Raw genomic sequence first — 23,797 nt, forward strand, 5'->3', positions numbered from 1 at the left:
ATGGACTTTACCGGAGCTTATGCGCCCAGTCATTTGACCTTCCTGCTCGAAGGCTTTTGGGTCACCTTGCAGGTTGCTTTCTTGTCAATTGTCTTCAGCTTTACTATTGCGATTATCGTAGGGGTTTTGCGTTACGCAAAAATTCCCGGAGTCTCACAAGTTCTCGGGACAATCGTAGAGCTGATTCGCAATTTGCCGCTCTTGTTGATTATTTTCTTTACGTATTTTGCTCTCCCGGAAGTGGGATTCAAGCTGGACAAGTTTTGGGCCGCTGTTCTGGCGTTGGTTATTTTCGAAGCAGCGATGTTGTCGGAAATCGTGCGAAGCGGTTTAAATTCGGTCGAAAAAGGACAGATTGAAGCTGCACGTTCTTCTGGTCTGAATTATGTCCAGACACTGTGGCATGTTGTCCTGCCACAGGCTCTCAGAAGAATGGTTCCGCCGATTGTGAGCCAATTCATTTCGCTCTTGAAGGATACGTCGCTGGCTGTCGTAATCGCTTTGCCTGAGCTGATGAACCATGCGCAAATCATCAACGGACGCAATGTCAACTACGTCATCCCGACCTTCCTGATGGTGGCAGTGATGTACTTTGTCGTCAACTACGCGTTGTCAGTCGTCTCCAAGCGACTGGAAAACAAGCACGCTTAAGCGTTTTATCTTTGCAGATCTCCGATTCTTAGTAAAATAAGAATAGGAGATCTTTTTCCGTATGAAAGGAGCAGCTATGCGAGAACGCCTTTTGATCCTGTTTATTATCATGCTGGCAACTGCTTTTTTTGGAGAGATGAAGGTAAACCCCGTAGGAGGGTCTTTTCGTTTTTCCTTGGGCATCGCTGCTTTCTTTTTTGGATTGCTGTGGTTTTCGTCCGTACCTGTATTGTTGACGGGATTTTTTACAGGGACGTTTATCTTCGGATTTCGCGTCGTAATGGATGTCTTTTTTGCGTACCGTCCATACATGGAGAGTGTGGCTGCGCATCTTCCCTCCGCCTTTTACTATTTCAGCTTTACCGTTCTGTTTTATTTGCTCCGCGCACGTAGATATCGCGAGTTCCCTCTATGGTTGGGGTTGATAGGTGCATCCATTGATTTTATCTCCAATGTGGTAGAGATTCAGGTACGACAGTATTTCACTGATTTTCCGCCGATTACTTGGCAGAGCTTTTTGATGCTTCTCTTCTTTGGGGTCTTGCGCAGCTTTTTTGCTGTCGGCTTGTACAATAGCTTTTCGATCAGGCAGTTGCGGGCTGTGGGAGAGGTGCGTCAGCAAGAGTTGGAGCGTCTGCGGATGATCAATACGGAGCTGTATGAAGAAGCCTTTTACTTGCGCAAATCGATGACGCATCTGGAGGAAATCACGCGCGAGAGCTACCAGCTTTACAGGCGTTTGCTCACCTCGGATCATACGGAATCCCCGACGGCCTTGACGATTGCCGAGAATGTGCATGAAGTGAAAAAAGATTCACAACGGATGCTGGCGGGCATTTCCAAGCTGATCAATCAGGAGGGACTGGCACCACAGCTGCCGATCAAAGAACTGTGTGAGTTGGTTGCTCGGGCGAATCAGAAATACGCAGAGATGTTGGGAAAGGATATTCGGATCGAGTGGAGCTGTAACGTCAGCCTGTCTACCAGCCAAATCTATGCGCTGCTCTCCGTGCTAAACAACCTGGTAGCCAATGCAGTAGAGGCGATTCCCACGTCGGGAAGGATTGAGCTGAATGTAAAACTGATTCATCGTCATCTGGTGTTCAGTGTACTTGACAGTGGTCCGGGAATCCCGCTGGAAGAACAGGAATGGGTGTTTCAGCCCGGGTATACGACGAAATACGATGAACAGGGAAATGCCTCTACCGGAATTGGACTGACGCATGCCCGCGGAATTGTCCAAAGCCTGCAAGGAAGCTTGCGTATTTTACCTGATCAGAAGCAAATGACGCATTTAGAAGTGCAAATTCCGACCGACCAATTGCTCGGAAAGGAGGGAGTGTAAGGTATGATACGTTTCTTTTTAATTGAAGACGATGCGGTAGTGCGCCGCATGCTCGAACGGATTATTCAAGACAGCGGGTTGGGAGAAATTGTAGGACAAGCCAGCGACGGCAGTCACGTATCGATTGATCAGCTATATGGGGTCGATGTCATTTTGATCGACTTGTTGATGCCGGGGCTTGATGGCATTCAAACGATCAAAAAGTTGCAGGCAGATGGCTTCGCGGGCCGCTTCATTATGGTGTCACAGGTAGAGAACAAGGAAATGATCGGGGAGGCTTATTTGCAAGGGATTGATACCTTTATTCAAAAGCCGATCAACCGCCTCGAAGTGATGGCTGTACTGAAACGGGTATCGGATTACTTGTCGCTGGAAGCCTCTCTGCAAACGATCCGCAAATCCTTGCAAATTCTGGACGTCAAAGCAAAAGAACCGCATACCAGCGGCTTGAAAAGTCAGTCGTCCGATCAGGACATCCTTGCTCAAAAAGCGAGAAAACTGCTGTTGCAGCTAGGGATTGCGAGTGAAGCTGGTGCTCCTGATCTGTTATTGATCATGGAATGGCTCGAACAGGATGAGCGACAAGGAGACAAGCTGCACGAATTGCAGCTCAAGGAACTGTACACACAAATTCTGCTGAAGGTACATGCCAGCTTGGATGAGCATGGAATTACCAAAGAGGTGCGTGCCATGGAACAACGGATTCGCCGGATGGTCCTGCAAGCCTTTACGCATCTTTCCTCATTAGGCTTGACCGATTATGCCAACCCGACCTTTGAACACTTTGCACCAAGACTGTTTGACTTTCAAGAAATTCGCCAACGGATGCAAGAACTGGAGGCGGGCGAAAAAACGACGAAGTGCCGGATTAGTGTGAAAAAGTTTTTATCTGTCTTTTATATGGAAGCAAAGGCGCTATAAATAGCAAAAACGCGGGAGCCGATCTAAACGATCAAAGCTCCCGCGTTTTTTTATTCATGCCTTTGCCTGATTCACAAGTTCGGAAAAGGCACCATATAAACCAATTGCCCCATACTGCTGCTGGTACTCCTTTATCAAGCCATCACGCACGATTTTCCCGTTCATCAAGAAAATCGCTCGATCAGCCACAGCATCTGCCACCTGTAGCTGATGCGTCGTAAAGAGAACGGATTGACCCGCGAGCTTTACTTCCCGCACGAGATCGACGAAGGCATCCATCCAATACGGATCGAGTCCGTTGGTCGGTTCATCGAGGACGACGAGTGCGGGCTTGGCCAATATCGCTTGGGCAAACAGGAGACGCTGCTGCATGCCTTTGGAGAACTGAGACACCCGTTTGTTTCTCACTTCATGCAGTCCCACCATTTTCAGTAGGCGATCTGCCTCTTCTGCGGTGCGATTGCGTAGGGAAGCGTAAAATTCGAGCGTTTCTTTGGCGGTAAGTCCGGCAGAAAATGTAAAGTGATCTGGCATATAACCGATTTCTTGCAGATACTCTACGCGATTATCGTTCCAGTTCAACCCATTTAGCTGAATGGTTCCCGAAGAAGGAGGGAGAATACCGACCAGCATCCGCAGGATCGTACTTTTTCCTGCGCCGTTCCCGCCGCATAAGGCAACGACCTGACCGGGTTCAATGTTCATACTGAATGGGTGGACGATTGTTTTTCCATTGATTTCCTTGGTGACCTGGTCGATAGTAAGTCCTAACATATTCATTGCATTACCTTCTTTCCCATACCCGGATGGCTATGAACAAGGTCGCGCTGATCCAGAGCAGACTGAGTGCGACAAAGATGAGATCACCAAGCGGAGAATCAGCCCAGTACACCCATTTGTAGTATTCAGGTCCAAAGATCGAGCCACCGCCTAATCTGGCAACGGAAAAGATTCGTACAAACTCCGCTGGGTTGAGAAACGTTGCGAGCTGAAGCAGGGGCTTGATCCATGTATAAGGGACGAAGCTGAGCACAGAGATGAGAAGAGTAGGCCATGCCAGAATATAGAAGAACCAGATGCTGACCCCCATTGTCAAAGCCTGCCAACGGTTTTTACTGATGGCGCCAATCAGCATGGCTATACCTAAAAATAGCAGAATGAGACAGATGGAAAAGGCGAGCAAAAACAAAAGTGTCGAGAATGCAAAGCTTTTTCCTAACAGCATGCCTGCCACACCAGACAACCCATACCCGAAGCTGACAATCGCGACTAACACGAGTGCTTGTCCCAAGTATTTCCCCACCAAGAACGAAAAGGTCGTCATGGAGTAGGTAGAGAGGAGCTGCCAGCTTCCCTCTTCTTTTTCCGCCGTCAAAGAAAAAGAGGAGAGAAGCATCGTCATCAGTGGCAGCAAATACAAAATCAGATTCAGCATGGTACCTGTCGTGTACGTATAACCCTTCATGTAGGACTGCGATTGGATGATCAAGAGTCCCAAACTAAACAGGGAGAACAGAGCCATAAACGAGTAGGACCATGGATTGCGAAAGCCTACCTTCACTTCTCGTTTGGCAATCAGATTGATGTGCAAAGACTCCACTCCCTCTGTTAGTTATGTGTGGTTGGGGCAGTACTGTTGCTTCCGTGATCGGCTGGCTTGCTTTCGTGACCGCCATTATGTTGACCTTCGGAAGAATGACCGTCTTTGTTCATGTGCTTGCTCATACCATTTTCCCAGCTATGATTTTTCAACTCATCCGCACTCATGACAATACCTTTCTTTTGTTCCTGAACGAAGCTGTCTGCAGCAGACTTCTCTTTGAAAGAATAGATGCCATAGGTCATTGGCGTTTTGAAGTCTTTGTCGTAAGCGTAGGTAGCTTGCTCTGCTTTTGTCCATTCTGCTGTGTAGTAATCGCGGACAAATTGTACAGCCACGTTATCGGTGCCATTCTCTTTCGTCCAGTTGTACATGCATCCGAGATCATCGAATTTCAGTGCTTTTCCATCTTTTAAGACGATTTCAGTAGCATTGTGATCGTTAGGGACATGCATTTTGCAAAGGTCACATTTGTCTACGCCTTCCGCGATATCTACAGGTTTTGGCTCTTCGCTTCCGCAGCCGACCATAAGCAGGCTAATGCCGAGAATTGCTCCGATTGTTGTACCCCATTTTTTCATTTTGTTCATGATTTTCTCACTCCTATATAAATGATCGAACAGCTTCCTATTAACAAGATAAGTCCAAGAATGCCTGCGCCCCAACTGCTCGTTTGCCCCGATTCAATGAGCACGGTGTCCGAGGGTTGCATTAAAGGAGATGCATCCTTGATTGCTGAGCCGGCTCCGCTAGTAAACAAGCCTTCCAGAAACACAAATCCCGGGGCTTGGAAAAACAACTGATAGGCAGGAACCGCATCGGTCAAACCCAGGTAAAAAGGATTCATTTCGTACGGCAAATCACTGCGGGAATCCCCGTTCACATCGAGTCCTTGCAGATTGTCCCAGTAGTTTTTGTTTAAGTTGTTGTTCTGACTATCTTGGGCTTGCGCTTGGATGACGTTTGAGACAAATTGATTATCGGTTAATACGTTGTCAGAAGAGGACAAAAACTGCATGCCGATAAAGTTGAGACTGAGTAAATTGTTTTTGACCGTAATTCCGGATGATTGCTCTAAATACAGTCCAACCCGGTTGCCCTCAATCGTGTTGTTGGCAATCAGCGTACCCTGTACGGTAATGAGTAGAATTCCTTGTGAACCAGGATTTTTTTGCTGTTTCAAAAATTGATTCCCGGTAACCGTCAATTTGCGCGACTCCATAAGCTGGGAGCCTGTCACATTTTCCATTCCAATGTTGTTGATGACCGTCGTATCAGAGGTACCCATGAAGTGATAGCCGTACCGCGAGTTCGTCACCAGATTTTGTTCCAGATGGTTTCGATCGCTATTTTCGACGTAAAAGCCATCTTCGACATTCGTCACCTGATTTTTAATGAAACGGTTATGATCCGATTCACGCACGTCAATTCCGTTTCCTCGTTTCGCTTTTTCCGTTTGCTTTGGCTTTACTTCGGGCTGTGCTCCGTGATTATGTCCTGTACTGGTCGTTGGGCTGCCATCACCTTTGATTTTTCCGATGACTTGAACGTTGTGCAGCGTGTTGTAGTCTGCTTGTCGTAATTGAATACCGATCCCTTTCGTTTCAACGATGACATTTTCCAGGAAGTTTTGATCGCCACGGATGACAAGGGCGGCTACGTCACTGTTGATTCGCTTGTCCACGATATGGATTCCTTGCACGCTCACATTGTCGCTTTCAATCGTGAGCGTTGCCTCTTCCTCGGTCGGATTGATGATCTTCACGGGATCATTGGCTACCAATTGAATCGGCTTGGTAATGCGGATAGGACCTTTGTACAAACCATACGGGATGGTTACGGTATCGTTAGGACGTGCTTGATCAATCATCGCCTGCAAGGAGTCAGAATCCGCAGGCGTCGCCTTGGCTGTGATAGGCAGCTGTAGAGCAACGATACAAATGACGGAGACGAAAAGTAGCGGGAGAGATAATTTTCGATCTTTCCATCGTAATGACAGGGTGCATCCTCCCCTATTCCACTAGAGAGCTCTCTTGTTTATTGCCGGATCATCGGCTGCTAGCTACATTTAGGATAACAGCCTCTTTTCATTTTCGTATGACTCAACCGGGCTATAAAACGTGTCAAAAAACGCAACGATTATGAAAAAATGGAAGGGTCGAGAGGGTTACACCTGAGGTGGCATTGTGCACGCAAAGCAGTCATACTAAATGGTAGAGACGAAAAGGAGAGACGATAAATGGATACAAACATAGAAAAAGCACTGCGCACGACGCTGGAATATTGGGATCGGATGAAAAAGAGCCACGAGGACGACGCGGAGGACGATGCGAATCAGTTTGAGGCTTCGTTTTACCGCATGATGGATCACATCCGCGACTGGTACAATCAGCTGGAAGCGAAGCCTGATACACTAGAGGATGCACTGCTTCTTCCAGACATGGCAGAGGTTGCAGAGCAGCTGCCTGTAGAGATCATGCTGAATTTTGAAACGGAGCTGGAATTGATCGTAGATGGGCAAATTCGGGAGGATGATGAGAAATACGATTAAAAACAGAGAACTTGTTGCATCCTATCCTTGACATGATTTACTAGAATATTGTGTTTGGGGAGGGTAAGCACAAGTGGTACCTACTCTGTTATGCGTCATTATCATCATCCTTCTTTTGCCACCCATTGTATTTTTCGGTTATATGTACGCTCTGTCTAAACAGCCGAAGCACTCCATTATTCGTTCCCACCCTTTTTTGGGGTGGATGCGTTATTTGCTGGAAAAGCTCGGGCCTGAGTTTCGTCAGTATTGGTTTGAATCGGATACAGAAGGGAAGCCGTTCTCCCGTTCTGACTTTGTTGGTATGGTTTATGCGGCCAAATACAGGACCGACCTGATCTCGTTTGGTGGAAAACGCGATTACGAGGAGCCCGGCTTCTATTTGTCCAATGCGATGTTCCCGAGGCTGACGAGTGAGCTGCGGGTAGATAACGAGAAAGTCGTCCCTGGCAAAAGGTATGAAATTACCCATGAGGGACTGTTTACAAGAAGAGAAAAGTTTATCGAAGAACAAGAGGTTAAGCCGTGGATGCTGCATGACGAGGATGTCATTGTCGTGGGCGAAAACAGAAGGCAGCCCTGGCGGCTAAAAGGGATGTTCGGTGCTTCAGCTACCTCCTTTGGAGCAGTGGGAGAAAACTATATCATGTCCACTGGGTATGGGGCGCGTATGGCAGGCGGCTCTTGGATCAATACAGGAGAGGGTGGCGTTGCAGAAGTTCACCTTTCTACAGGTGTAGATATTATTTCGCAAATCGGACCGGGGATGTTTGGATTCCGTGATGACAAGGGCAAGTTTTCAATCGAAGAATTCAAGAAAAAGGCAAGCATCCCGAACATCAAAGCGTTTGAACTGAAATTTCATCAAGGGGCCAAAATACGTGGAGGGCACCTCGAGGGCGCCAAGGTCACGGAAAAAGTCGCAGCAGCAAGGCTGGTACCTGTGGGACAAACAGTCAATTCACCGAACCGCTTCGAGTTCCTCAGCAATCCGGATGAAGCCTTGCGTTTCATCGGTAGTTTGCAGGAGGCGGGAGGCAAGCCGGTGGGAGTAAAAATCGTCGTCGGCGATCCAAAGCGGTTGGAGCATTTTTTTGAGAAAATGCTGGAGCTGTCCATTTACCCGGATTTCATTACGGTTGATGGCTCTGAGGGCGGTTCAGGCGCAATGTTCAAGGCAATGGCAGATGGCATGGGCTTGCCGCTTTTTGCTGCGCTCATCATTCTCGATGATACGATGCGGAAATTCGGTGTCCGGGACCGTATCAGGATTTTTGCTTCCGGCAAGCTTGTTACTCCTGACAAAGTAGCGATCGCCATGGCATTGGGAGCGGATTGCGTCAACTCTGCGCGCGGGTTCATGATTGCAACTGGCTGCATCATGGCGATGCAATGCCATACAGGGAAATGTCCGACAGGAGTCACTACGACGGATTCCAAGTACCAGGAAGCATTGGTTCCGGCGGAAAAGCAGTGGCGTGTTATGAACTATATTTTGCAGTTGAGGGAAGGCTTGTTCTCGCTTGCGGCGGCATGTGGCTTGGAGAGTCCGACTGAGCTTCGGAGAGAGCATGTCGTGTTTACCAACGAAAGCGGGGAGACAATACGTGTGGTTGACTTGTTTCCGTACCCGGCTGCGTCAAGATAAGTATTTACAAAGAAGATAAATAATGGTATGGTGAATTAATCAGGCTATAGTACACCTTCCTTCTAACATAACTTGAGATTAGGGGTACTGCTTTCCTGATTTTTTTACGTATAGGAATTTATTAGCGGTACGCTTATGAATTCCGGAGCGCATGAAAACTTTCCGCTAAAACGCGATCGCTCCTCCATGAATAGGCCTCGATAGAGGTTTTCTTATGTCTATGAAAAAATGAAAAAGGCCGTATGATCCTGTACAAGCGATCATGCGGCCTTTGTTTCTGTCTATCGATTAGGATATCGTGTTTTGCCCAGGCTTCCAGTCCATTGGGCACAATCCGCCTGATTGCAGAGCTTCGATCACACGGAGCGTTTCATCTACACTTCTGCCAACCTTGGAATTGGAGATGACTGCGTATTGCAGGATGCCTTCTGGATCGATGATGAAGCTGCCGCGCAGCGGCGCTTTGGTTGCTTCGTCCAGCACACCGTATGCCAGGGTCGCTTCTTTGCTGTAATCCGAAGCGAGGGGGAACGAGAGTGGACCGATGCCGTCGCTCGATCTCATCCATGCTTTGTGTGTATGTATGCTGTCGCCGCTAATGCCAAGCACTTCGACATTCAAATCCGCGAACTCCTTGATCCGACGGTTCAGGCTGAGGATCTCTGTCGGGCATACTTTCGAAAAGTCAAACGGATAAAAGAACAAAAGAAGCCATTTTCCACGATAGTCAACCAAGCTCTTTGGCAGGGGAAATCCGTTGTCAAACGTCACGGTGTCCATCGTAAAATCAGGTGCAGGAAGTCCAATACGTGCTGTCATAAATCGATCTCCTCGTTTCTGTTACCGTATGTCAGGTACTGGTAACAAAGTATCACGAATGATAAGGAGAATCAATTAGTTCGGAATATCAAAAGTGTTGTGGAGTTTTTTTGCATCGTTCTTTTGGAGAAGGAAGAAAACGATTGGATAGAAGGCGACCAAGAAACAGAAGGCGGCGAGAATCGGAAATACGGACATTTCCAAAACGGCTCGACCGAGATAGGTTTGCCAGCCAATTGCAGCTAAACCGAACAAGTAGGCGATACCGGCGAGATGGATGAATCCAGTACGAGCATTGGACACATGTTTTTTACGTTCCGCTAACCAAGCGACAAAAGGTACTGCTTGCAGAGCATGAAAGCCAATGCCATGAAGCCAAATGATATTCCCTTCGTGTCCAACCACTCGACCATCGTTGAATGAAATCCAGAGACCTGCCGCAAACGAGAGCATAATCGCAATCATGGCATAGCGGATGCCAACGGCCAGCTCTGGGTGTAGGGAATAAGCTTTTCTACGGAAAAACTGAATGGCAATGAATACATAAAAAAGGACCAGAAGAAGAGCCACAAAAGTAAAAATGGAACCGACAGCAACATCGAAGGGTGTGCCATTTTTGACGAACCTCGGGTCCACGCCGCGGAAGTTTTGTACCGTTTCCGCTCCGTAAGAGTATAAAGCAAGCAGGATATAAGACCAGCGAAAGAAAGCTCTACTTCGCGTGCCCAGGGCAGATAACGGAATGATTGCGGCTGTCGTTAATAAAAATATTCCGAGTGCGGCATTAAAGGAAAACGCTTTCGAGACATCGCCATTAGGAGCGACGGGTCCTCCGTACAGCATGACCCAGATTGCGCATAGCGCAGCGAGCAAGAAGCCGAGCAAGCCGGTATACACTAACCATTTCTCCCCTTGAAAGAAAGGGGGTGCAGTATGACTTTTCATAACAGATGGATTCATGAATGGAATTCTCCCTCCTGTAAAGTTTTGGTACTCTGCTACTCACTTTACAGGGAGGAAGAATACAGAATAACGGGCAGCGGAATGAAATCGAATTAGGTCCGGGGACGGATTTATGTCTCGTTCTGAAAGAGAGCTTTACCATCTGACAAAATTGAAGTAAGATGGTTAAAAATTACAAAAGGGAATAAAAAATCAGGCTATTGTACACCTTCCTTCTAAGCAAAAGGTTTGGTTCACCATTAGGGGTACTGCTTTCCTGATTTTTTTCGTGATGCCAATGAAAAATCAAATTTACCTCCGTAGGAAAAATAAAATCATCGTACATCTGGGGCAGCATGAACTGCCTACCTCTTATTTAGCTGCGGCTTTGCGTAATATAGAGAGCTTGGGCTATACCTTTTCACTGGAATTGCTAGAAAGAATCCGCACGCTGTCGGAAGGAGAGTTTTTCTCGCTCTATTCGGATGTGGTAGCTGTGCTAAAAGTCAAGATCGGGGCATCCCGTCAGTACAAGCCGATGTATCCGAATTTTCCCAAGCAAGTCATGGAGGCTGGCGAGGGTGAGCTGTTTGTAAATGCGATCATTCATTATTTGACGTTGGACCTGCCTGTGCACGAAGTGAAAAAACGTTTGCCCTTGCTGAGAGAATCTCGCCTGAAGCTGATTCATTTGGGCACAGATGAAGAGTTGCTTCAGATAGGAATGAATTTGCTGCGCTCCAATAGCTCGCTATCCGCTACCGACAAGGAAGACCTGGAGGGCTTGATACAGAGCTATGAAGGAATTGCAGAAGCACTGCCAGCAGAGATTCCGCAAAAGGAAAACGTGGCAATCGCTGCGAGCTTGTTGCTGAAGTATGACAAGCTTCCCGCAACTTTTTTTGCCCACTATTGCAAGACCGCGACAGATGTATTGCGTCTGGCGGTGGCGCTGTCTGATGGGGATGTGAGCTTGGCGGAGCCTGCGAAATTTCGCAAGTTTAAACGCGGGGAACGAAGACTGCTCCTTAGCCTGCTGGAAGCCAGCTCGAATATCGTAGAAGATATGAATCGTTACAAAAACAGATGGATTCGTCTCGGGGAAATCTTGCATCCTTTTGAATATAAGGATCGCTATCCGAAAGCGGCCGAAGCATTCGATATTTTGCGAAACAATCACAAGGTCGAAACGTTCAACAGCCAAGTAGAGCAGGCGCTGGTCCGTGCAGATGTGAATACGGCGATCAAGCTGCTTGAACAGCGTCCTGGGGAATTTGCCCGTCGTCTGGATCATTTGCTGCGTGTGACGGAGGAGGGGAGTCCAGTCCTTTCTGCCTTCGAGAAAATTGCGGATGGTGTATCGACTCCAGTTCTTTTGCAGGTCATGAATCACTTCGACAAACGGAACAGCTACGGTGAATGGCGGACCTTTTTTCCGAAAGGGCAAGTGGCGAAAGTAAAGGCAATCGAAAACCGGGTGCCAGGCTTGCAAGAGGACATCAGACAGAAGGCAGCGGATATTTGCCGGACATCGTTGTTGAACCGTTTTGCCCAATTGCCGTCGCTGGGCAACGTCTATATCGATCCGCGGCTGCAGGAGCATCTCGTTCCGTTTTCGATGCGATCTGCCAGCAAAGCACTGCGCACGATTGCACGCGGCTCCCGACTATCGATCCCGGATGGAGGAACGATTCGCTTTTTCCTGTGGTGGAGGGAAGGGATCGTCAACGATGTCCCTACAGGCAGAGTCGATATCGATTTGTCTGCCGTGCTCTATAACGCAGACTGGAAGTACATGGAGCATATTTCTTATACCAATCTGCGTTCCGACAAGTATCAAGCGTGCCATAGCGGGGATATTGTAGAGGCTCCCAAAGGCGCGTGCGAGTTCATCGACATCGACATTAATTCTGTCATCCGCTATGGCGGTCGATATGTCGTCATGAACCTGTATTCGTTTACGAGTCAACCTTATTGCGATTTGCCTGAATGCTTTGCCGGCTGGATGATTCGTTCAGCGCCACAGACAGGAGAAATTTTCGAGCCGCAGACGGTACAGGACAAGATTGATCTCGCCGCAAACACGCAAATTTGTATCCCGGTCATTCTGGATCTCGTGGAGAGAAAAGTGATTTGGACGGATATCGCCCTGAATTCCGATCCGCGTTTTGCCAACAATGTGGAGTCCAATGCCGGAGGGGTGGAGCTGATGGGAAGAGCGCTCACCTCGTTGGTGAAGCCTACCCTGCATGAGTTGTTCATGCTTCATGCACAGGCGAGAGGGACGCTGACTGACCAAGCGGAGGAAGCAGATACGGTATTTTCCTTGGAGGAAGGGATTACGCCGTTTGATACGGAGATCATCATGGCGGATTTTATGCAGTAAGGTTAGGGGAGTGTAAGGCTTGGGTTCGGTATTGTACCGGACTCAAGCCTTTTCATTTTGTCTATTCTAGCTAAAAATTTTTCTCCTATGTTCATGAAAATTTCAAATAAAACCCAATTAATAGTCAGAACGAGCTATTTTTTTGCTAGTAACTGGAACTCTATAATGTCAAATGTAAATGGATAATTGAATTTGAAAAGAGGAGGAAGAAAAATTGGAAGCGGATTCCTTTTATTGGGAAATGGTCAAGAAAAATATTGGGGTGTATACCACTGAGGAACAAAAACGCTTAAAGGAAGGAAAGATCATCATATTTGGACTCGGTGGGGTCGGGGGAATGGAAGCGATTCTTTGCGCCCGCATGGGGATCGGGCATGTCACCGGAGTAGATCCTGATGAATTCGAGGTTTCTAACATCAATCGTCAGATGCTGGCTACGGTACATTCATTGGGTAAATCAAAAGCAGCCACGGCGGAAGAAGTTCTTCAATCCATCAACCCATACATATCGGTTCGATGCGTCCAGGCAAATGTTGATGAAGACAATGTGCTTGAACTGATGAAAGGGCACGATCTAGTGATTGAAGCAGTAGACGATATACCCTCCCGCGTCATCATCCACCGCACCGCGCGTGAGCTGGGCATACCAAGCGTGGGCATGTCAGGGAGCCCCCCAACCCGAGGGTTTGTCTCTTCCTTTTTTCCAGACGGCATCTCGTACGAAACAGCATTGAACATCCCAGGAGCAGGGGAAAAGTTGACCAATGAAGCGTTACGCCAAGAGATTGCTGACATAAAAAAAGCCAGGGCCTGGCACTCTGTCAAAGAAGGAGCTCCAAAGGAATGGGCAGAGGATTTTTGTGAGGGGAAGGCTGGCTGGATTATTACACCAGTTCGCGCTCATCTCATATCGCTTTTCAGCTTTCATGAAGCCGTGCAAATCTTGACGGGCAGAGAACCGTTGGCACGTGCACCCAAAGGAGTTCTCATTAATCTAGATACGGACACACCGGTAAAAGTGACAACACCCCCTGATGGAACGTGGGATTACGCAACGCTATAACGATTTTGAAAGAACAGAGGAGATGATTGTGTGTCATTGATAGAAAATAGCCAATCATATAACAATAGTTTTACCCGCAATTTTGGAATCATTACGAGTGAGGAGCAAGCCAAACTGCGAAATGCTAGAGTAACGGTGGTAGGTGCAGGTGGCGTGGGCGGAATCACATTAATTCAACTCGCCCGGATGGGTGTAGGGAAGCTTCATGTCATCGATCAAGACTCGTTTGAGGAAAGCAATCTCAATCGACAAATGCTCAGCTTTGTCAGCAAAATTAACTCTCCCAAGGCGGAAGTAGCGAAGGAAATACTTCACGATATCAATCCAGAGCTGGAAGTAAAGGTAACAAGGGAGTTTGTTACCGAAGAAAATGCACATGATCTGCTGGGTGATACAGATGTGATTGTAGATGCTACGGATAATCTCGTTGCACGGGTAATCATCCATCGAACAGCTGCCGATCTGGGTATTCCCTCCATCTGGATTGCGGTAACACCACCTTTCCGTGGAGGAGTCATGTGCATGACCCCGGACTCCTTGCCCTATGAGGTCGCCATGAGACATCCTTCTTATCAACAGCCTCTCACACCAGAGATGCGTGAAAAAATTAGTCAGATCAAAGACGAGCGTGCAAAGTATTCCGTATCGCAAGGCGCTTTGCCTGAATGGGCAGATGCCTATGTAAAAAGAGAGGCTCCATGGGCAGTGCTTGCTCCTGTAGCGAATATCGTCGGCGTATTGGCTAGCTTTGAGGCATTCAAACTAATCATTCAGAGACCAGACCTATTGCCAGCCGTTGCTCCCAAACTAATCAAAGTCAATTTAGCTTCCGTCCAAATGGTACAGGTGGAAGCCCCGGCAGAGGGAAGCTGGGATAACACGCTACTATAAAGGACTCCTATGTTGCATACGACCATTATCCTACTGGTAATCGCCCTCTTGTCAGTAGTGGCAAAGGATCTGGTTCTCGTCTACGCTTCCCTCTTGCTGCTCGGATTATCTCTGCTAAAAGCAGTGCCTGTCATGGATGCAATCCAAAAACCAATTTTCCATGTGGGTCTGTTTTGTCTAATGGTATTCTTGTTGATTCCGATTGCCAAAGGAAAATATGATTTCATCTCCCTTGGTAAGGAAATGGTCAGTTGGAAAGCAACGATAGCCATTTTGGCAGGTTTTATCATCTCTTATGTCGGGGGAAAAGGCTTAAGTATTTTGCCAGATCAACCGGTTGTTTTCATAGGCGTAACAATTGGAACACTTTTGGCCGTGCTACTGTCAAATGGGCTGCCCGCAGGCTTAATCATTGCAGCTGGATGCATTGCGTTGCTGTCAAGAATCTTCAATTTATAGCGCCCTCTAAATCTACTTTGAAAGAAGTGCCAAACTATGAATCTCAATCATCAAATGAAAAATCATTTTCTTATACTAGTCATATCTTTAGGGCTGCTTGTTCAAGGGTGTTCAACTCCTGATTCCCCCCATCAAAATAGTACAACACAAGCTCAATCAGTGGTGGAATCAACCAGTGAGATCGTAACGGAAGAACTGAAAGTGCCAAGCATCGATCAGGACGTCTCCTTATATGTGAGGCATATGAGTGCCAAAAACAAGGAAAAGTTCGCCAGCAAAGAGGTTGTGTTGTTTCTTGAACCGTTTAGTGTACCTACTGCCGAAGCTTTCGATGTTCCGGGATTCTCCTGGATGGAGGAATATGCAAAGCAAGGCTACGACACTTGGGCGATGGACTTCCGAGGGTTTGGGCATTCTACCCGACCAGTTGAAATGGATCAACCACCTGTAAAGAATGCTCCTGTCGTCCGTGCTACTGAGGCGGTAAAAGATCTGGAGGCTGTCGTCCAGCACATAAAGAAAACCCGACAAGTGGATAAAATCAGTATCGTAGGATGGTCATGGGGTGGAGTTGTTGCAGGAATGTACGCGACTGAACATTCCGATGATATTGGAAAACTCGTGCTTTATGGTGTTATGCATGGTTTTTCCTTGCCTTTGATGGCAACTCCATTTGAAGCAAAAGGGAAGCCAGGTGAAATTAATCCCCAATTACCAGCGTATCAGGTTGTCCAGTTTGACAAGGCCATGCACCATTGGCACATGATGCTAGATAAACGTGATCTGGTTTCTGATGAGGCAATGAATGCTGTATCCAAGGTCTTCGTCAACGCTGATCCTAACAGCAGCAAGCAATCTGAACAATCCATCCGCCGTCCAATGGGACCGCTAGTAGATCTGTACTATATCTGGACGGACAGACCCATTTTTGATGCAGCGAAAATTACGACGCCAGTGTTAATCATTCGAGGAGATATGGACTTTTTTGCCGATAAGTCCCTCTTCCATAAGCTGACCAAGGCATCGGCAAAACAAGAAGTGGTTATCAAAGATGCCACACATTGGGTTTTGTATGAAAAAAATCGTGATCAGCTCTTGCGTGAAACAGACGAATTCCTGAAAAAGTAAGTAAACCGGTGAGGATGTGCTGGATATGAAGCCGTTTCAAATTTTGGATGCAACACTGCGAGAAGGAGAGCAGCAAGCAGGCGTTCGCTTCACATGCGAAGACAAGATTCGCATACTGCATCTCTTGGAAAGCTATCAAATAAACCTCATAGAAGTGGGCCACCCTGGAATTTCTGCCCTGGATGAAGAAATCTGCCGAAAAGTGGCGCAATCAGCAAGGCGAGCGCAAATATTAATGCATGCGAGAGCTACTGTTGAAGAAGTACATGCAGCAAAGCGGGCCAAAGCCGACTGGGTGGGTATATGGGTTTCTATTAATGATGTGTCTATCCAAACAAAATTCAGCCATCACCAGGAAAGTGACATACAAGAGAAAGTCAGACAAGCTGTTATCGAAGCAAAAAAGCTTGACTTAAAGGTTAGATTCACGATTGAAGACGCTTCAAGGACAGAGTGGGAGAAGATTGCCAGATTAGGTCATATCGCTTTGCAGGCAGGCGCAGATCGGATTAGTCTGGCAGATACTGTCGGGATATGGGAGCCTGATACATGCAAAAGAATCGTAACTCGTGCCATTGAGGAGCTTGGATGCGAAATTGAAGTTCATCTTCATAATGATTTCGGTTTTGCTCAAGCGAATGCGCTGGCGGCTATTGATGCAGGAGCTTCTGTCATTGATACGACAATTTTAGGGATCGGTGAAAGAGCAGGCATTACTGACTTGATCCAGCTTACTGCTGCGTTGCAAAAGCTGCGAAATGATCATCGCTATTCTTTGGATAGAATTCCCGAACTTGTACAAGCGATACGTTTGACGACAGGGTATAGGCCGGACGAATTGCGCCCTATCACCGGGCAAAATGCCTTTACGCATACATCGGCTTACCATGTCCAAGCCGTAAAGAGAAATTCCAAAGCGTATGAGCCATTTCCTCCCGAAACAATTGGAAGAACACGGCTTCTCGAAGAAAAGCGGCCTCCAATAGGAAGTCCAAAGCTACCTGTTTCCTTACAGGTAGGAAAGCCGTTTCCCAAAGGTGCTTCAGAGCTACAGTATCATCGTGACGGTCCAGGGATACGCTGGGTTATGATGGATTCGCGTGTTGATGAGCGAGCCTCATTCTATGTGATCCAAAGGATGTTTGGACTATGCGATTTGTCCGGTATTCCTGAAAAACATGTAGACAGACATGCGCATCATTGTGACAGTGCCTTCCTCTTTTGGGGAGATGCACCTGATGGCACTGGGCTAGTGTGTCATGTTCAACTCGGTGATGAAGAGAAGACTGTTGAGAGTCCAGCAGCTATTTTTATCCCAGCAGGGGTCGAGCATTCCTATCACTATGTGTCTGGTCGCGGAACTTATACAAATATTGTATTGTCACCTGAATACAACAAAAGCCTTTTGATTTCAGCAGCATCTTCTGAAATACCAGTGACCTAAAAGGTACAGGAATTTATTGAGGAGTGAGCGGCCATCTGGGCATGAGTACGGTATCGACCGGGCTCATGCCTTTATCGGCTGAATACTTGAGTATTTGTGGTTACATCGACAAGACACCGCCATAGATCGGCTCTTGCTGCGTTTTTTGTCCCCAAGTGCGCGTACCATACTCAAAATGCCACCACTCCTGCGGATAGTTGACGAATCCGGCAGCGGTCATCAAATGATAGAGCAATCGTCGATTGTCGCGAATCTCGATGTCTTTTGGGGTAGGCTGTACGAGCTCTTCATAATGGCGAGTATCAGCCCTGTCACTGAAATCATCGAAGTCTGTTCCCATCTCCAGCCAGCCATCAGGTCCTGCGATAGTCAGATCGACTGCGCCACCGGATAGGTGAGGGGACGGCTTGGAGAGGTCTGTTGTTGGATATGCGACGAATTTGCTCAATTCTTCCGTGAGTGCAGGTCCTTCCTGCCAGCCTTGTAAAAGCAAAGCTTCACGAAAACGTTCATACAACGATGCCTGTACCTCGAACGAGCGCCAGCCGTCCAGCACGACGAGTTTGTAGCCTACGGGCAGTTGGGCGGCTGCCGTGGCGAGCCTGCGTGCTGCCCCTTCTCGCAAAAAAGCTTCTGGCTGTGTTCCGGCATAGCCCTCGTGGTAGTAGGCTGGATAGACCGTGATTTTCTCCGTAAAGGAAGAGAGGGGGATCATCGGTTCGCCGCATTCCTTGATCGGCAGTGGGCTGGGCAGAATCATGTCGGGTATTTTTGGAATCGGAGGAAATAGCATGACTGCACACCACTTTCGATTGTTTTGCCAATAGGGTAACGAAAATTTTCAGGTAAGTAAACGGTGATTATCTTATTTTTCTGCCAATAGACACCTGCGACGAATCGCAGCTTTTGCTTGAATCCTCGGTAGCTTTTGCTATTATTAAAGCAAGTGCTTGTCAACGAAACGAATGACATTTACATATGGAAGAGAAACAGGTCCTTGTTTTTGCGAAACCGATTCGCAGGAGCAAGGTTAAAAGGGAAGTTTGGTGAAAAGCCAACGCGGTCCCGCCACTGTAAGAGAGTAGCTATTCTTCAAGGCACCATGCCATCCACTGCCCATCCGGGAGCGGGAAGGAGAAGAAAAGCGATGATCCTCAAGCCAGGAGACCTGCCTGTTTTATGTTTACACTGATTTCCTTCGGGTCAAAGGAAGAGGTGAGGATTGTTGCTTTTCAGCTATCCGCGCTTTGTTTTTCCTTACGTACTGGGGAAACAGAGCGCTTTTTTTCTGTGAAAAACGTCTCGACGTTTTTCACAAAAGTGGATGCGACCGCTTGCGGTCAACAAAACGGTCATGACCGTTTTGTTGCTTCGGAAAGTATGGATGGAACAGCGGAGTAAAATACGTCACTTTTTGAGGTGGTCACGATGGAGAAAAACGATAAGAAGCGGGGCTTGACCCTCGTTTACACAGGAGACGGCAAAGGAAAAACAACGGCAGCAGTCGGATTGGCTGTGCGGGCAACAGGGCGCGGGAAAAAGGTGCTGATGGTTCAATTCATCAAGTCTCCAGAGCGTACATACGGAGAAAAGATTATTTTCGATAAATTGGGCATTGAAATCGTGCAAATGGGCGTCGGCTTCACCTGGACGAAGACACCGGAGGAGCATCGTCAGGCATTGAAAGAAGCTTGGGCGTTTGCGAGCGAGAAGCTCTCTTCCGGAGCGTACGATGTCGTTATTCTGGATGAGCTGAATAATGCATTGGCGATTGACCGCTTCCCGATTGACGATGTGTTGCCATTGTCCGATGTGTTGGAAGCGATTCAAAACAGGCCAAGTCATATCCACCTCGTGATTACGGGACGGGCAGCAAAGCAGGAGATTTTGGACATCGCAGATTTGGTGACAGAGATGAAGCCAATCAAGCATTACTACGATGAAGGGATTCCAGCTGTGCTGGGGGTAGAATTTTGACAAGCGCAGGTGTAATAGAGACGTATGGTCATGGCGGAGACTTGCTGACCGCAGCGCAGCGCTTTGGTCGAGAGCCCGGGCAGTTTCTGGATTACAGTGCCAATATTAATCCGCTGGGGATGCCAGCGAGCGTCCGTGAGATGCTGCTGGCTTCGTTGGCTGCTGTTACGCATTACCCAGACCCTGGACATCGTGTGTTTCGTCGGGCACTGGCGAGACGGCTGCAAGTGCCGGAGGAATGGTTGCTGCCTGCCAATGGTGCAGCGGAGGCGATGGCACTGGCCATCCTCGGTCTTTCGCCGCAAACAGTTGGAGTAGTATATCCTTGCTTTTCGGAATACGCGCAACTTTCCGAGCAGTATGGAGCCCGTGTCATTGGCTGCTTCGGGAAGGAAGCGAACGGGTACAAGCCCGATCCTGCCGAGCTGTACACGCTTTTTACGCAGTGTGATCTCGTATTTGTCGGGTCACCAAACAATCCGACAGGAATTCTGTATCAGCCGGATGAGCTACGCCAAATGGCGGAATGGACGAAAGAGACCAATACGTGGCTCATCGTGGATGAGGCTTTCCTCGATTTTGTAGAGGAAAAGCGGCAGTATACATTGGCGACGCAGCTGGACCACTTTCCCCGTGTGATTTTGATGCGGTCGATGACGAAAATGTACGCGATCCCGGGATTGCGCCTGGGCTATGCGATTGCGCACCCGGATGTCATTGCGAAAATGCGCCAAAAGCAAGTGAGCTGGAGCGTGAATGCACTGGCCCTTTTGGCAGGCGAACTGTGCTTGCAGGAGCAGGGATACGAGGAACAGACGCGCAGGCTCATAAAAGTAGAACGTGCGTATTTAACTGATAGCATCCGAAGTGAGTTGGGCTGGCAGGTATGGCCTTCGGAGGCAAATTTTTTGCTACTGCGCTCGCCAGAAGGATTGTCAGCCGAACAATTGCAGGCACGGCTCGGCAAAAAAGGCGTTCTGATCCGCAACTGTGCGATGTATCCCGGTTTGACGGCACATGATGTGAGAATCGCAGTGCGTGGACGAGAGGAAAATGAACGACTTATGGAAGCGCTTCGCGAAGCTCATGCGGAAGGAAGTGAACAGCGATGAGCTTGGTGCTGGTAACAGGCGGTGTCCGTTCAGGAAAAAGCCGCTACGCGGAAGAGCTTGCAATGAAGCTGAGCAGTCGAGTCCTGTACGTGGCGACAGGCAAGGCTTGGGATGATGAAATGAAGCAGAGAATCGAGCTGCATCAAGCACGTCGTCCGCTGGAATGGGGCTGTGTAGAGGTAGGAGAGCGCTTAACCGATTACTACGCATTTCGTGAGCAGTATGATGTGGTGTTGATCGATTGTCTGTCCACCTGGGTGAGTAATCGATTAATGAGCGTGGATGAGGCGGAATGGAGAAGTGCTTCACACACGCAAGCCCTGTTGCAAGAGGCGGAGGCATGGCTGTCCCTCGTTCAGAATTCCCCGCAAAAAGTCATTGCTGTCACAAGCGAGGTCGGATTGGGCGGTGTAGCCTTGAGTCGTTTGGGCAGATGGTTCGCGGATGTTCTGGGGGATGTCAATCAGAGAAGTGCGCGACAAGCGGACGCCGTCTACGCGGTTTTGTCAGGGATACCGTGGAGGATCAAAGGATGAATGCATTTTTACACGCGATCTCGTTTTTTACGCGTATTCCGGTTCCGTGGCTTCGTCCTTCCGAGGAGGCGTGGAGAAGAAGCGTCAACTGGTATCCCGCAGTTGGTCTCGTCATCGGTTTACTGCTATGGGGTGTGCATCAAGCGGGACTGGTGTTGTTTAGTCCGTGGATCGCCGCTATTCTGACGCTAGTCGCATGGGTCTACGTGACTGGTGGTCTTCATATGGATGGGTGGATGGACCTCGCGGACGGTCTTGGCAGTAGTAGACCGCGAGAGCAAGTGCTTGCAATTATGAAGGACAGCCGCGTAGGTGCAATGGGGGTTCTTGCTGCGATTATGCTTTTGCTGATGAAGGCGGGTGCAGTCGCAGAGCTCGCACATCCGGGATGGGGCAGCTTTTTGATCGTAGCACCAGTGGCAGCGCGGACACATGTGCTTTTGTCGATCAAGCTCTGGCCATATCTTTCGGCGGACAAAGGAATCGGAAAAGGCATCAGTGCTGGGCTTTCCGTTTCCGCTATCATCGTGAGCTACATCGTCGTGTTTGCCGCAGGTTGGTATCTTGGGGGCTTGCAGGTCATGACAGCTATTTTCCTGTCGCTGTTGTTCGCTCTACTGTTTTCACGCTCGGTTGCAAAAAAACTGGGCGGACTAAACGGAGACTGCTACGGGGCTGTTATCGAAAGCAGTGAAGCGGTCGTTCTGCTGGTGTTAGTCGGGAGCTGGTGGTTATGAAACTGGTTTGGATACGTCACGGGGAGACAGACAGCAATCGTGAGCATCGATATTTGGGACATAGCGACGTTCCTTTAAATGAGCGCGGGCATCTGCACGCGAGTGATTTGGCCAAGGAATTATCAGTGCTCATCGGACGACCCGCTGCGATTTACTCGAGTGACCTGCTCAGATGCAGGCAGACTGCCGAACCGCTCGCAGCTATGGTGGGGCTATCGGTTATTTCGGAACCAGCCTTGAGAGAGCTGTCTTTTGGCGAGTGGGAACTGATGACGTACGATGAGCTGATGCAGTTGGACCCTGTGCGGGCAACGAGATGGTACGACGATCCTTTTCGAAATCGACCTCCACGTGGGGAGAGTCTGGAAGAGCTGGGGATGCGCGTGGATCGTTGGCTACGTTCTTTGTTGGAGAGAGTGGGCAAGGAGGAGGCATCCAATACAGTCGTCATCGTCACACATGGCGGCGTAATCCGCTGGTTCCAGGCCGCGTGGCTCGAAAACAATCCCGACCGATATTGGCAGGTCGAGGGCCTTAAGCATGGTAAGGCTCTGGTAACGGAATGCTTGGATGCGGAAGGGCAGAATTGGATGCGATAACCCCTGAAGAGTAAGAGAGGGACAACATGACAGAAGTATGGATATTATGCGCGGCCTACTTGATTGATCGGGTGGTAGGAGACCCCCGGAGCCTGCCGCATCCAGTGATCATCATGGGCTGGTGGATTACACGATTGGAGCGGGTCATACGTTCTCTGGTCAAAGAGGAGTCGCATTTGAAGCTGGCAGGAGTCCTGTTCCCGGTCGTGATCGTTGGCGGCAGCTACGCTGTTGTTTGGCTGCTTTTGTGGGGAGCGACGTTCATCCATCCGGTGCTTGCCTGGATCTTGGGTGCCTGGTTGATTTCCACGACGATCGCGATAAAAGGCTTGGCCGATGCCGGGATGGAGATTGCCCGTCATCTTGTGGCTGGGGATATGGAAGCGGCGAGACGCTCCTTGTCCATGGTAGTCGGACGTGATACAGAGCGGCTAGATGAACCGGAAGTATGTCGGGGAGCGGTGGAAACCGTGGCGGAAAACATCGTCGATGCGATCGTCTCTCCGCTAATTTACGCAGCGATTGGGGGAGCGCCGTTGGCAATGGCGTACCGTGCCGCCAATACCCTTGACTCCATGGTTGGCTATAAAAACGAGAAGTATCTGAATCTCGGCTGGGCATCTGCCCGCTTTGACGATGTACTGAACTACATACCCGCCCGTTTGACAGCTTTGTTGCTCGTCGTCGCAAGCTGGCTGCAACGATTGGATGGGAAACAGTGCTGGGCAATGATCAGAAGAGATGCGCATTTGCATCCGAGTCCAAACAGCGGTTTGCCGGAAGCCGGAGTCGCTGGCGCACTAGGCGTACAGCTCGGGGGATTGAATTATTACCAAGGCGTTGCGTCGAATCGGGCAAAAATGGGAGATGCGAAGCGACCATTGCAGGCAAGTGACATTGTCGCGACGATTCGTTTGATGTATCTCGTTTCGCTCTTATGTCTGCTCGTTAGCGTGATGATATCGATTTTATTATAAACAGGAAGCGA

25 protein-coding genes and 1 riboswitch are annotated in these 23,797 nt (G+C 48.7%); of the genes, 18 read left to right on the forward strand and 7 right to left on the reverse strand.

What is annotated here, in order from left to right; genetic code table 11:
• The 3 genes from HP567_RS09140 (at nt 1) to HP567_RS09150 (ending at nt 2,917) form a co-directional block, all read left to right on the forward strand.
• Complete coding sequence (locus HP567_RS09140; protein WP_173608992.1) at nt 1-651, forward strand: amino acid ABC transporter permease; 651 nt, start codon at nt 1-3, stop codon at nt 649-651.
• A 76-nt stretch (nt 652-727) separates the two neighbouring features.
• Complete coding sequence (locus HP567_RS09145) at nt 728-1,996, forward strand: sensor histidine kinase (protein ID WP_173609146.1); 1,269 nt, start codon at nt 728-730, stop codon at nt 1,994-1,996.
• 3 nt (nt 1,997-1,999) lie between these two features.
• Entirely contained in the window at nt 2,000-2,917 is a 918-nt protein-coding gene (locus tag HP567_RS09150) for a response regulator (RefSeq protein WP_173608991.1), read from the forward strand.
• Between the two features lie 54 nt (nt 2,918-2,971).
• Here the strand turns inward: HP567_RS09150 and HP567_RS09155 are convergent, their stop codons facing one another.
• The 4 genes from HP567_RS09155 to HP567_RS09170 are packed head-to-tail and all read right to left on the reverse strand — an operon-like array spanning nt 2,972 to nt 6,396.
• Nucleotides 2,972-3,697, reverse strand: coding sequence for an ABC transporter ATP-binding protein (locus HP567_RS09155; RefSeq protein ID WP_173608990.1), 726 nt, complete (start codon nt 3,695-3,697; stop codon nt 2,972-2,974).
• A 4-nt stretch (nt 3,698-3,701) separates the two neighbouring features.
• A complete protein-coding gene (locus tag HP567_RS09160) occupies nt 3,702-4,508 on the reverse strand; it encodes an ABC transporter permease (RefSeq protein ID WP_064201759.1) in 807 nt (268 codons plus the stop codon).
• Nucleotides 4,509-4,525: 17 nt separating this feature from the next.
• A complete protein-coding gene (locus HP567_RS09165; protein WP_173608989.1) occupies nt 4,526-5,107 on the reverse strand; it encodes a nitrous oxide reductase accessory protein NosL in 582 nt (193 codons plus the stop codon).
• Nucleotides 5,104-6,396, reverse strand: coding sequence for a right-handed parallel beta-helix repeat-containing protein (locus tag HP567_RS09170; RefSeq protein WP_173608988.1), 1,293 nt, complete (start codon nt 6,394-6,396; stop codon nt 5,104-5,106). Before HP567_RS09170 ends, HP567_RS09165 begins: the two co-directional genes overlap by 4 nt.
• Nucleotides 6,397-6,756: 360 nt before the next feature.
• Here HP567_RS09170 and HP567_RS09175 point away from each other — a divergent pair, with 360 nt between their 5' ends.
• Both HP567_RS09175 and HP567_RS09180 read left to right on the forward strand, forming a co-directional pair.
• Complete coding sequence (locus tag HP567_RS09175) at nt 6,757-7,068, forward strand: hypothetical protein (RefSeq protein WP_173608987.1); 312 nt, start codon at nt 6,757-6,759, stop codon at nt 7,066-7,068.
• Between the two features lie 73 nt (nt 7,069-7,141).
• Complete coding sequence (locus tag HP567_RS09180; protein WP_173608986.1) at nt 7,142-8,716, forward strand: FMN-binding glutamate synthase family protein; 1,575 nt, start codon at nt 7,142-7,144, stop codon at nt 8,714-8,716.
• 288 nt (nt 8,717-9,004) lie between these two features.
• On the opposite strand, the gene HP567_RS09185 is transcribed toward HP567_RS09180, so the two are convergent.
• Nucleotides 9,005-9,535, reverse strand: coding sequence for a peroxiredoxin (locus HP567_RS09185; protein WP_173608985.1), 531 nt, complete (start codon nt 9,533-9,535; stop codon nt 9,005-9,007).
• Nucleotides 9,536-9,610: 75 nt separating this feature from the next.
• Nucleotides 9,611-10,495, reverse strand: a complete 885-nt coding sequence (locus HP567_RS09190) for a hypothetical protein (protein WP_173608984.1) — start codon at nt 10,493-10,495, stop codon at nt 9,611-9,613.
• 280 nt (nt 10,496-10,775) lie between these two features.
• Here HP567_RS09190 and HP567_RS09195 point away from each other — a divergent pair, with 280 nt between their 5' ends.
• The 6 genes from HP567_RS09195 to HP567_RS09220 all read left to right on the forward strand — a co-directional run bounded on the left by HP567_RS09195 (nt 10,776) and on the right by HP567_RS09220 (nt 17,848).
• Nucleotides 10,776-12,863, forward strand: coding sequence for a TerD family protein (locus tag HP567_RS09195; RefSeq protein ID WP_173608983.1), 2,088 nt, complete (start codon nt 10,776-10,778; stop codon nt 12,861-12,863).
• Nucleotides 12,864-13,077: 214 nt separating this feature from the next.
• The gene (locus tag HP567_RS09200; RefSeq protein ID WP_173608982.1) at nt 13,078-13,926 is read left to right on the forward strand and encodes a HesA/MoeB/ThiF family protein; all 849 of its coding nucleotides are present in this window, start codon (nt 13,078-13,080) and stop codon (nt 13,924-13,926) included.
• Nucleotides 13,927-13,956: 30 nt separating this feature from the next.
• Entirely contained in the window at nt 13,957-14,817 is an 861-nt protein-coding gene (locus tag HP567_RS09205) for a HesA/MoeB/ThiF family protein (protein WP_173608981.1), read from the forward strand.
• Nucleotides 14,818-14,826: 9 nt separating this feature from the next.
• Nucleotides 14,827-15,276, forward strand: coding sequence for a DUF441 domain-containing protein (locus HP567_RS09210; protein ID WP_173608980.1), 450 nt, complete (start codon nt 14,827-14,829; stop codon nt 15,274-15,276).
• 36 nt (nt 15,277-15,312) lie between these two features.
• The gene (locus HP567_RS09215) at nt 15,313-16,404 is read left to right on the forward strand and encodes an alpha/beta hydrolase (protein WP_173608979.1); all 1,092 of its coding nucleotides are present in this window, start codon (nt 15,313-15,315) and stop codon (nt 16,402-16,404) included.
• Between the two features lie 25 nt (nt 16,405-16,429).
• Complete coding sequence (locus HP567_RS09220) at nt 16,430-17,848, forward strand: homocitrate synthase/isopropylmalate synthase family protein (RefSeq protein WP_173608978.1); 1,419 nt, start codon at nt 16,430-16,432, stop codon at nt 17,846-17,848.
• Between the two features lie 100 nt (nt 17,849-17,948).
• Here the strand turns inward: HP567_RS09220 and HP567_RS09225 are convergent, their stop codons facing one another.
• Entirely contained in the window at nt 17,949-18,641 is a 693-nt protein-coding gene (locus HP567_RS09225; RefSeq protein WP_173608977.1) for a M15 family metallopeptidase, read from the reverse strand.
• A 181-nt stretch (nt 18,642-18,822) separates the two neighbouring features.
• Nucleotides 18,823-19,038, forward strand: a riboswitch (cobalamin riboswitch).
• Between HP567_RS09225 and HP567_RS09230 the strand changes: the two genes are divergently transcribed.
• From HP567_RS09230 to cbiB, 7 genes are all read left to right on the forward strand, one after another.
• Entirely contained in the window at nt 19,028-19,249 is a 222-nt protein-coding gene (locus HP567_RS09230) for a hypothetical protein (RefSeq protein ID WP_173608393.1), read from the forward strand. (Overlaps the previous riboswitch by 11 nt.)
• Before the next feature lie 27 nt (nt 19,250-19,276).
• The gene (gene cobO / locus HP567_RS09235) at nt 19,277-19,825 is read left to right on the forward strand and encodes a cob(I)yrinic acid a,c-diamide adenosyltransferase (protein WP_017247397.1); all 549 of its coding nucleotides are present in this window, start codon (nt 19,277-19,279) and stop codon (nt 19,823-19,825) included.
• Nucleotides 19,822-20,937 carry a threonine-phosphate decarboxylase CobD gene (gene cobD / locus HP567_RS09240; protein WP_173608976.1) on the forward strand — a complete coding sequence of 372 codons (1,116 nt, stop codon included), beginning with the start codon at nt 19,822-19,824 and terminating at the stop codon, nt 20,935-20,937. Before cobO ends, cobD begins: the two co-directional genes overlap by 4 nt.
• The gene (gene cobU, locus HP567_RS09245) at nt 20,934-21,473 is read left to right on the forward strand and encodes a bifunctional adenosylcobinamide kinase/adenosylcobinamide-phosphate guanylyltransferase (RefSeq protein ID WP_173608975.1); all 540 of its coding nucleotides are present in this window, start codon (nt 20,934-20,936) and stop codon (nt 21,471-21,473) included. The genes cobD and cobU overlap by 4 nt, the downstream gene beginning before the upstream one ends.
• Entirely contained in the window at nt 21,470-22,210 is a 741-nt protein-coding gene (gene cobS, locus HP567_RS09250) for an adenosylcobinamide-GDP ribazoletransferase (protein ID WP_173608974.1), read from the forward strand. The genes cobU and cobS overlap by 4 nt, the downstream gene beginning before the upstream one ends.
• Nucleotides 22,207-22,809: a histidine phosphatase family protein gene (locus HP567_RS09255; RefSeq protein WP_173608973.1), complete on the forward strand. Its 603-nt coding sequence runs from the start codon at nt 22,207-22,209 to the stop codon at nt 22,807-22,809. The genes cobS and HP567_RS09255 overlap by 4 nt, the downstream gene beginning before the upstream one ends.
• A gap of 26 nt (nt 22,810-22,835) precedes the next feature.
• Nucleotides 22,836-23,786, forward strand: a complete 951-nt coding sequence (gene cbiB, locus HP567_RS09260; RefSeq protein WP_173608972.1) for an adenosylcobinamide-phosphate synthase CbiB — start codon at nt 22,836-22,838, stop codon at nt 23,784-23,786.
• Nucleotides 23,787-23,797: the final 11 nt, after the last annotated feature.

The sequence above is a fragment of the Brevibacillus sp. M2.1A genome, from assembly GCF_013284355.2.
In the GTDB taxonomy this organism is placed as follows: Bacteria; Bacillota; Bacilli; order Brevibacillales; family Brevibacillaceae; genus Brevibacillus.

Coding starts and splice junctions, on each gene's coding strand:
- HP567_RS09140 (WP_173608992.1), top strand. CDS start 1: ATGGACTTTACCGGAGCTTATGCGCCCAGTCATTTGACCTTCCTGCTC.
- HP567_RS09145 (WP_173609146.1), top strand. CDS start 728: ATGCGAGAACGCCTTTTGATCCTGTTTATTATCATGCTGGCAACTGCT.
- HP567_RS09150 (WP_173608991.1), top strand. CDS start 2,000: ATGATACGTTTCTTTTTAATTGAAGACGATGCGGTAGTGCGCCGCATG.
- HP567_RS09155 (WP_173608990.1), bottom strand. CDS start 3,697: ATGAATATGTTAGGACTTACTATCGACCAGGTCACCAAGGAAATCAAT.
- HP567_RS09165 (WP_173608989.1), bottom strand. CDS start 5,107: ATGAACAAAATGAAAAAATGGGGTACAACAATCGGAGCAATTCTCGGC.
- HP567_RS09175 (WP_173608987.1), top strand. CDS start 6,757: ATGGATACAAACATAGAAAAAGCACTGCGCACGACGCTGGAATATTGG.
- HP567_RS09185 (WP_173608985.1), bottom strand. CDS start 9,535: ATGACAGCACGTATTGGACTTCCTGCACCTGATTTTACGATGGACACC.
- HP567_RS09190 (WP_173608984.1), bottom strand. CDS start 10,495: ATGAATCCATCTGTTATGAAAAGTCATACTGCACCCCCTTTCTTTCAA.
- HP567_RS09195 (WP_173608983.1), top strand. CDS start 10,776: ATGAAAAATCAAATTTACCTCCGTAGGAAAAATAAAATCATCGTACAT.
- HP567_RS09210 (WP_173608980.1), top strand. CDS start 14,827: ATGTTGCATACGACCATTATCCTACTGGTAATCGCCCTCTTGTCAGTA.
- HP567_RS09215 (WP_173608979.1), top strand. CDS start 15,313: ATGAATCTCAATCATCAAATGAAAAATCATTTTCTTATACTAGTCATA.
- HP567_RS09220 (WP_173608978.1), top strand. CDS start 16,430: ATGAAGCCGTTTCAAATTTTGGATGCAACACTGCGAGAAGGAGAGCAG.
- HP567_RS09225 (WP_173608977.1), bottom strand. CDS start 18,641: ATGCTATTTCCTCCGATTCCAAAAATACCCGACATGATTCTGCCCAGC.
- HP567_RS09230 (WP_173608393.1), top strand. CDS start 19,028: ATGTTTACACTGATTTCCTTCGGGTCAAAGGAAGAGGTGAGGATTGTT.
- cobO (WP_017247397.1), top strand. CDS start 19,277: ATGGAGAAAAACGATAAGAAGCGGGGCTTGACCCTCGTTTACACAGGA.
- cobU (WP_173608975.1), top strand. CDS start 20,934: ATGAGCTTGGTGCTGGTAACAGGCGGTGTCCGTTCAGGAAAAAGCCGC.
- cobS (WP_173608974.1), top strand. CDS start 21,470: ATGAATGCATTTTTACACGCGATCTCGTTTTTTACGCGTATTCCGGTT.
- HP567_RS09255 (WP_173608973.1), top strand. CDS start 22,207: ATGAAACTGGTTTGGATACGTCACGGGGAGACAGACAGCAATCGTGAG.
- cbiB (WP_173608972.1), top strand. CDS start 22,836: ATGACAGAAGTATGGATATTATGCGCGGCCTACTTGATTGATCGGGTG.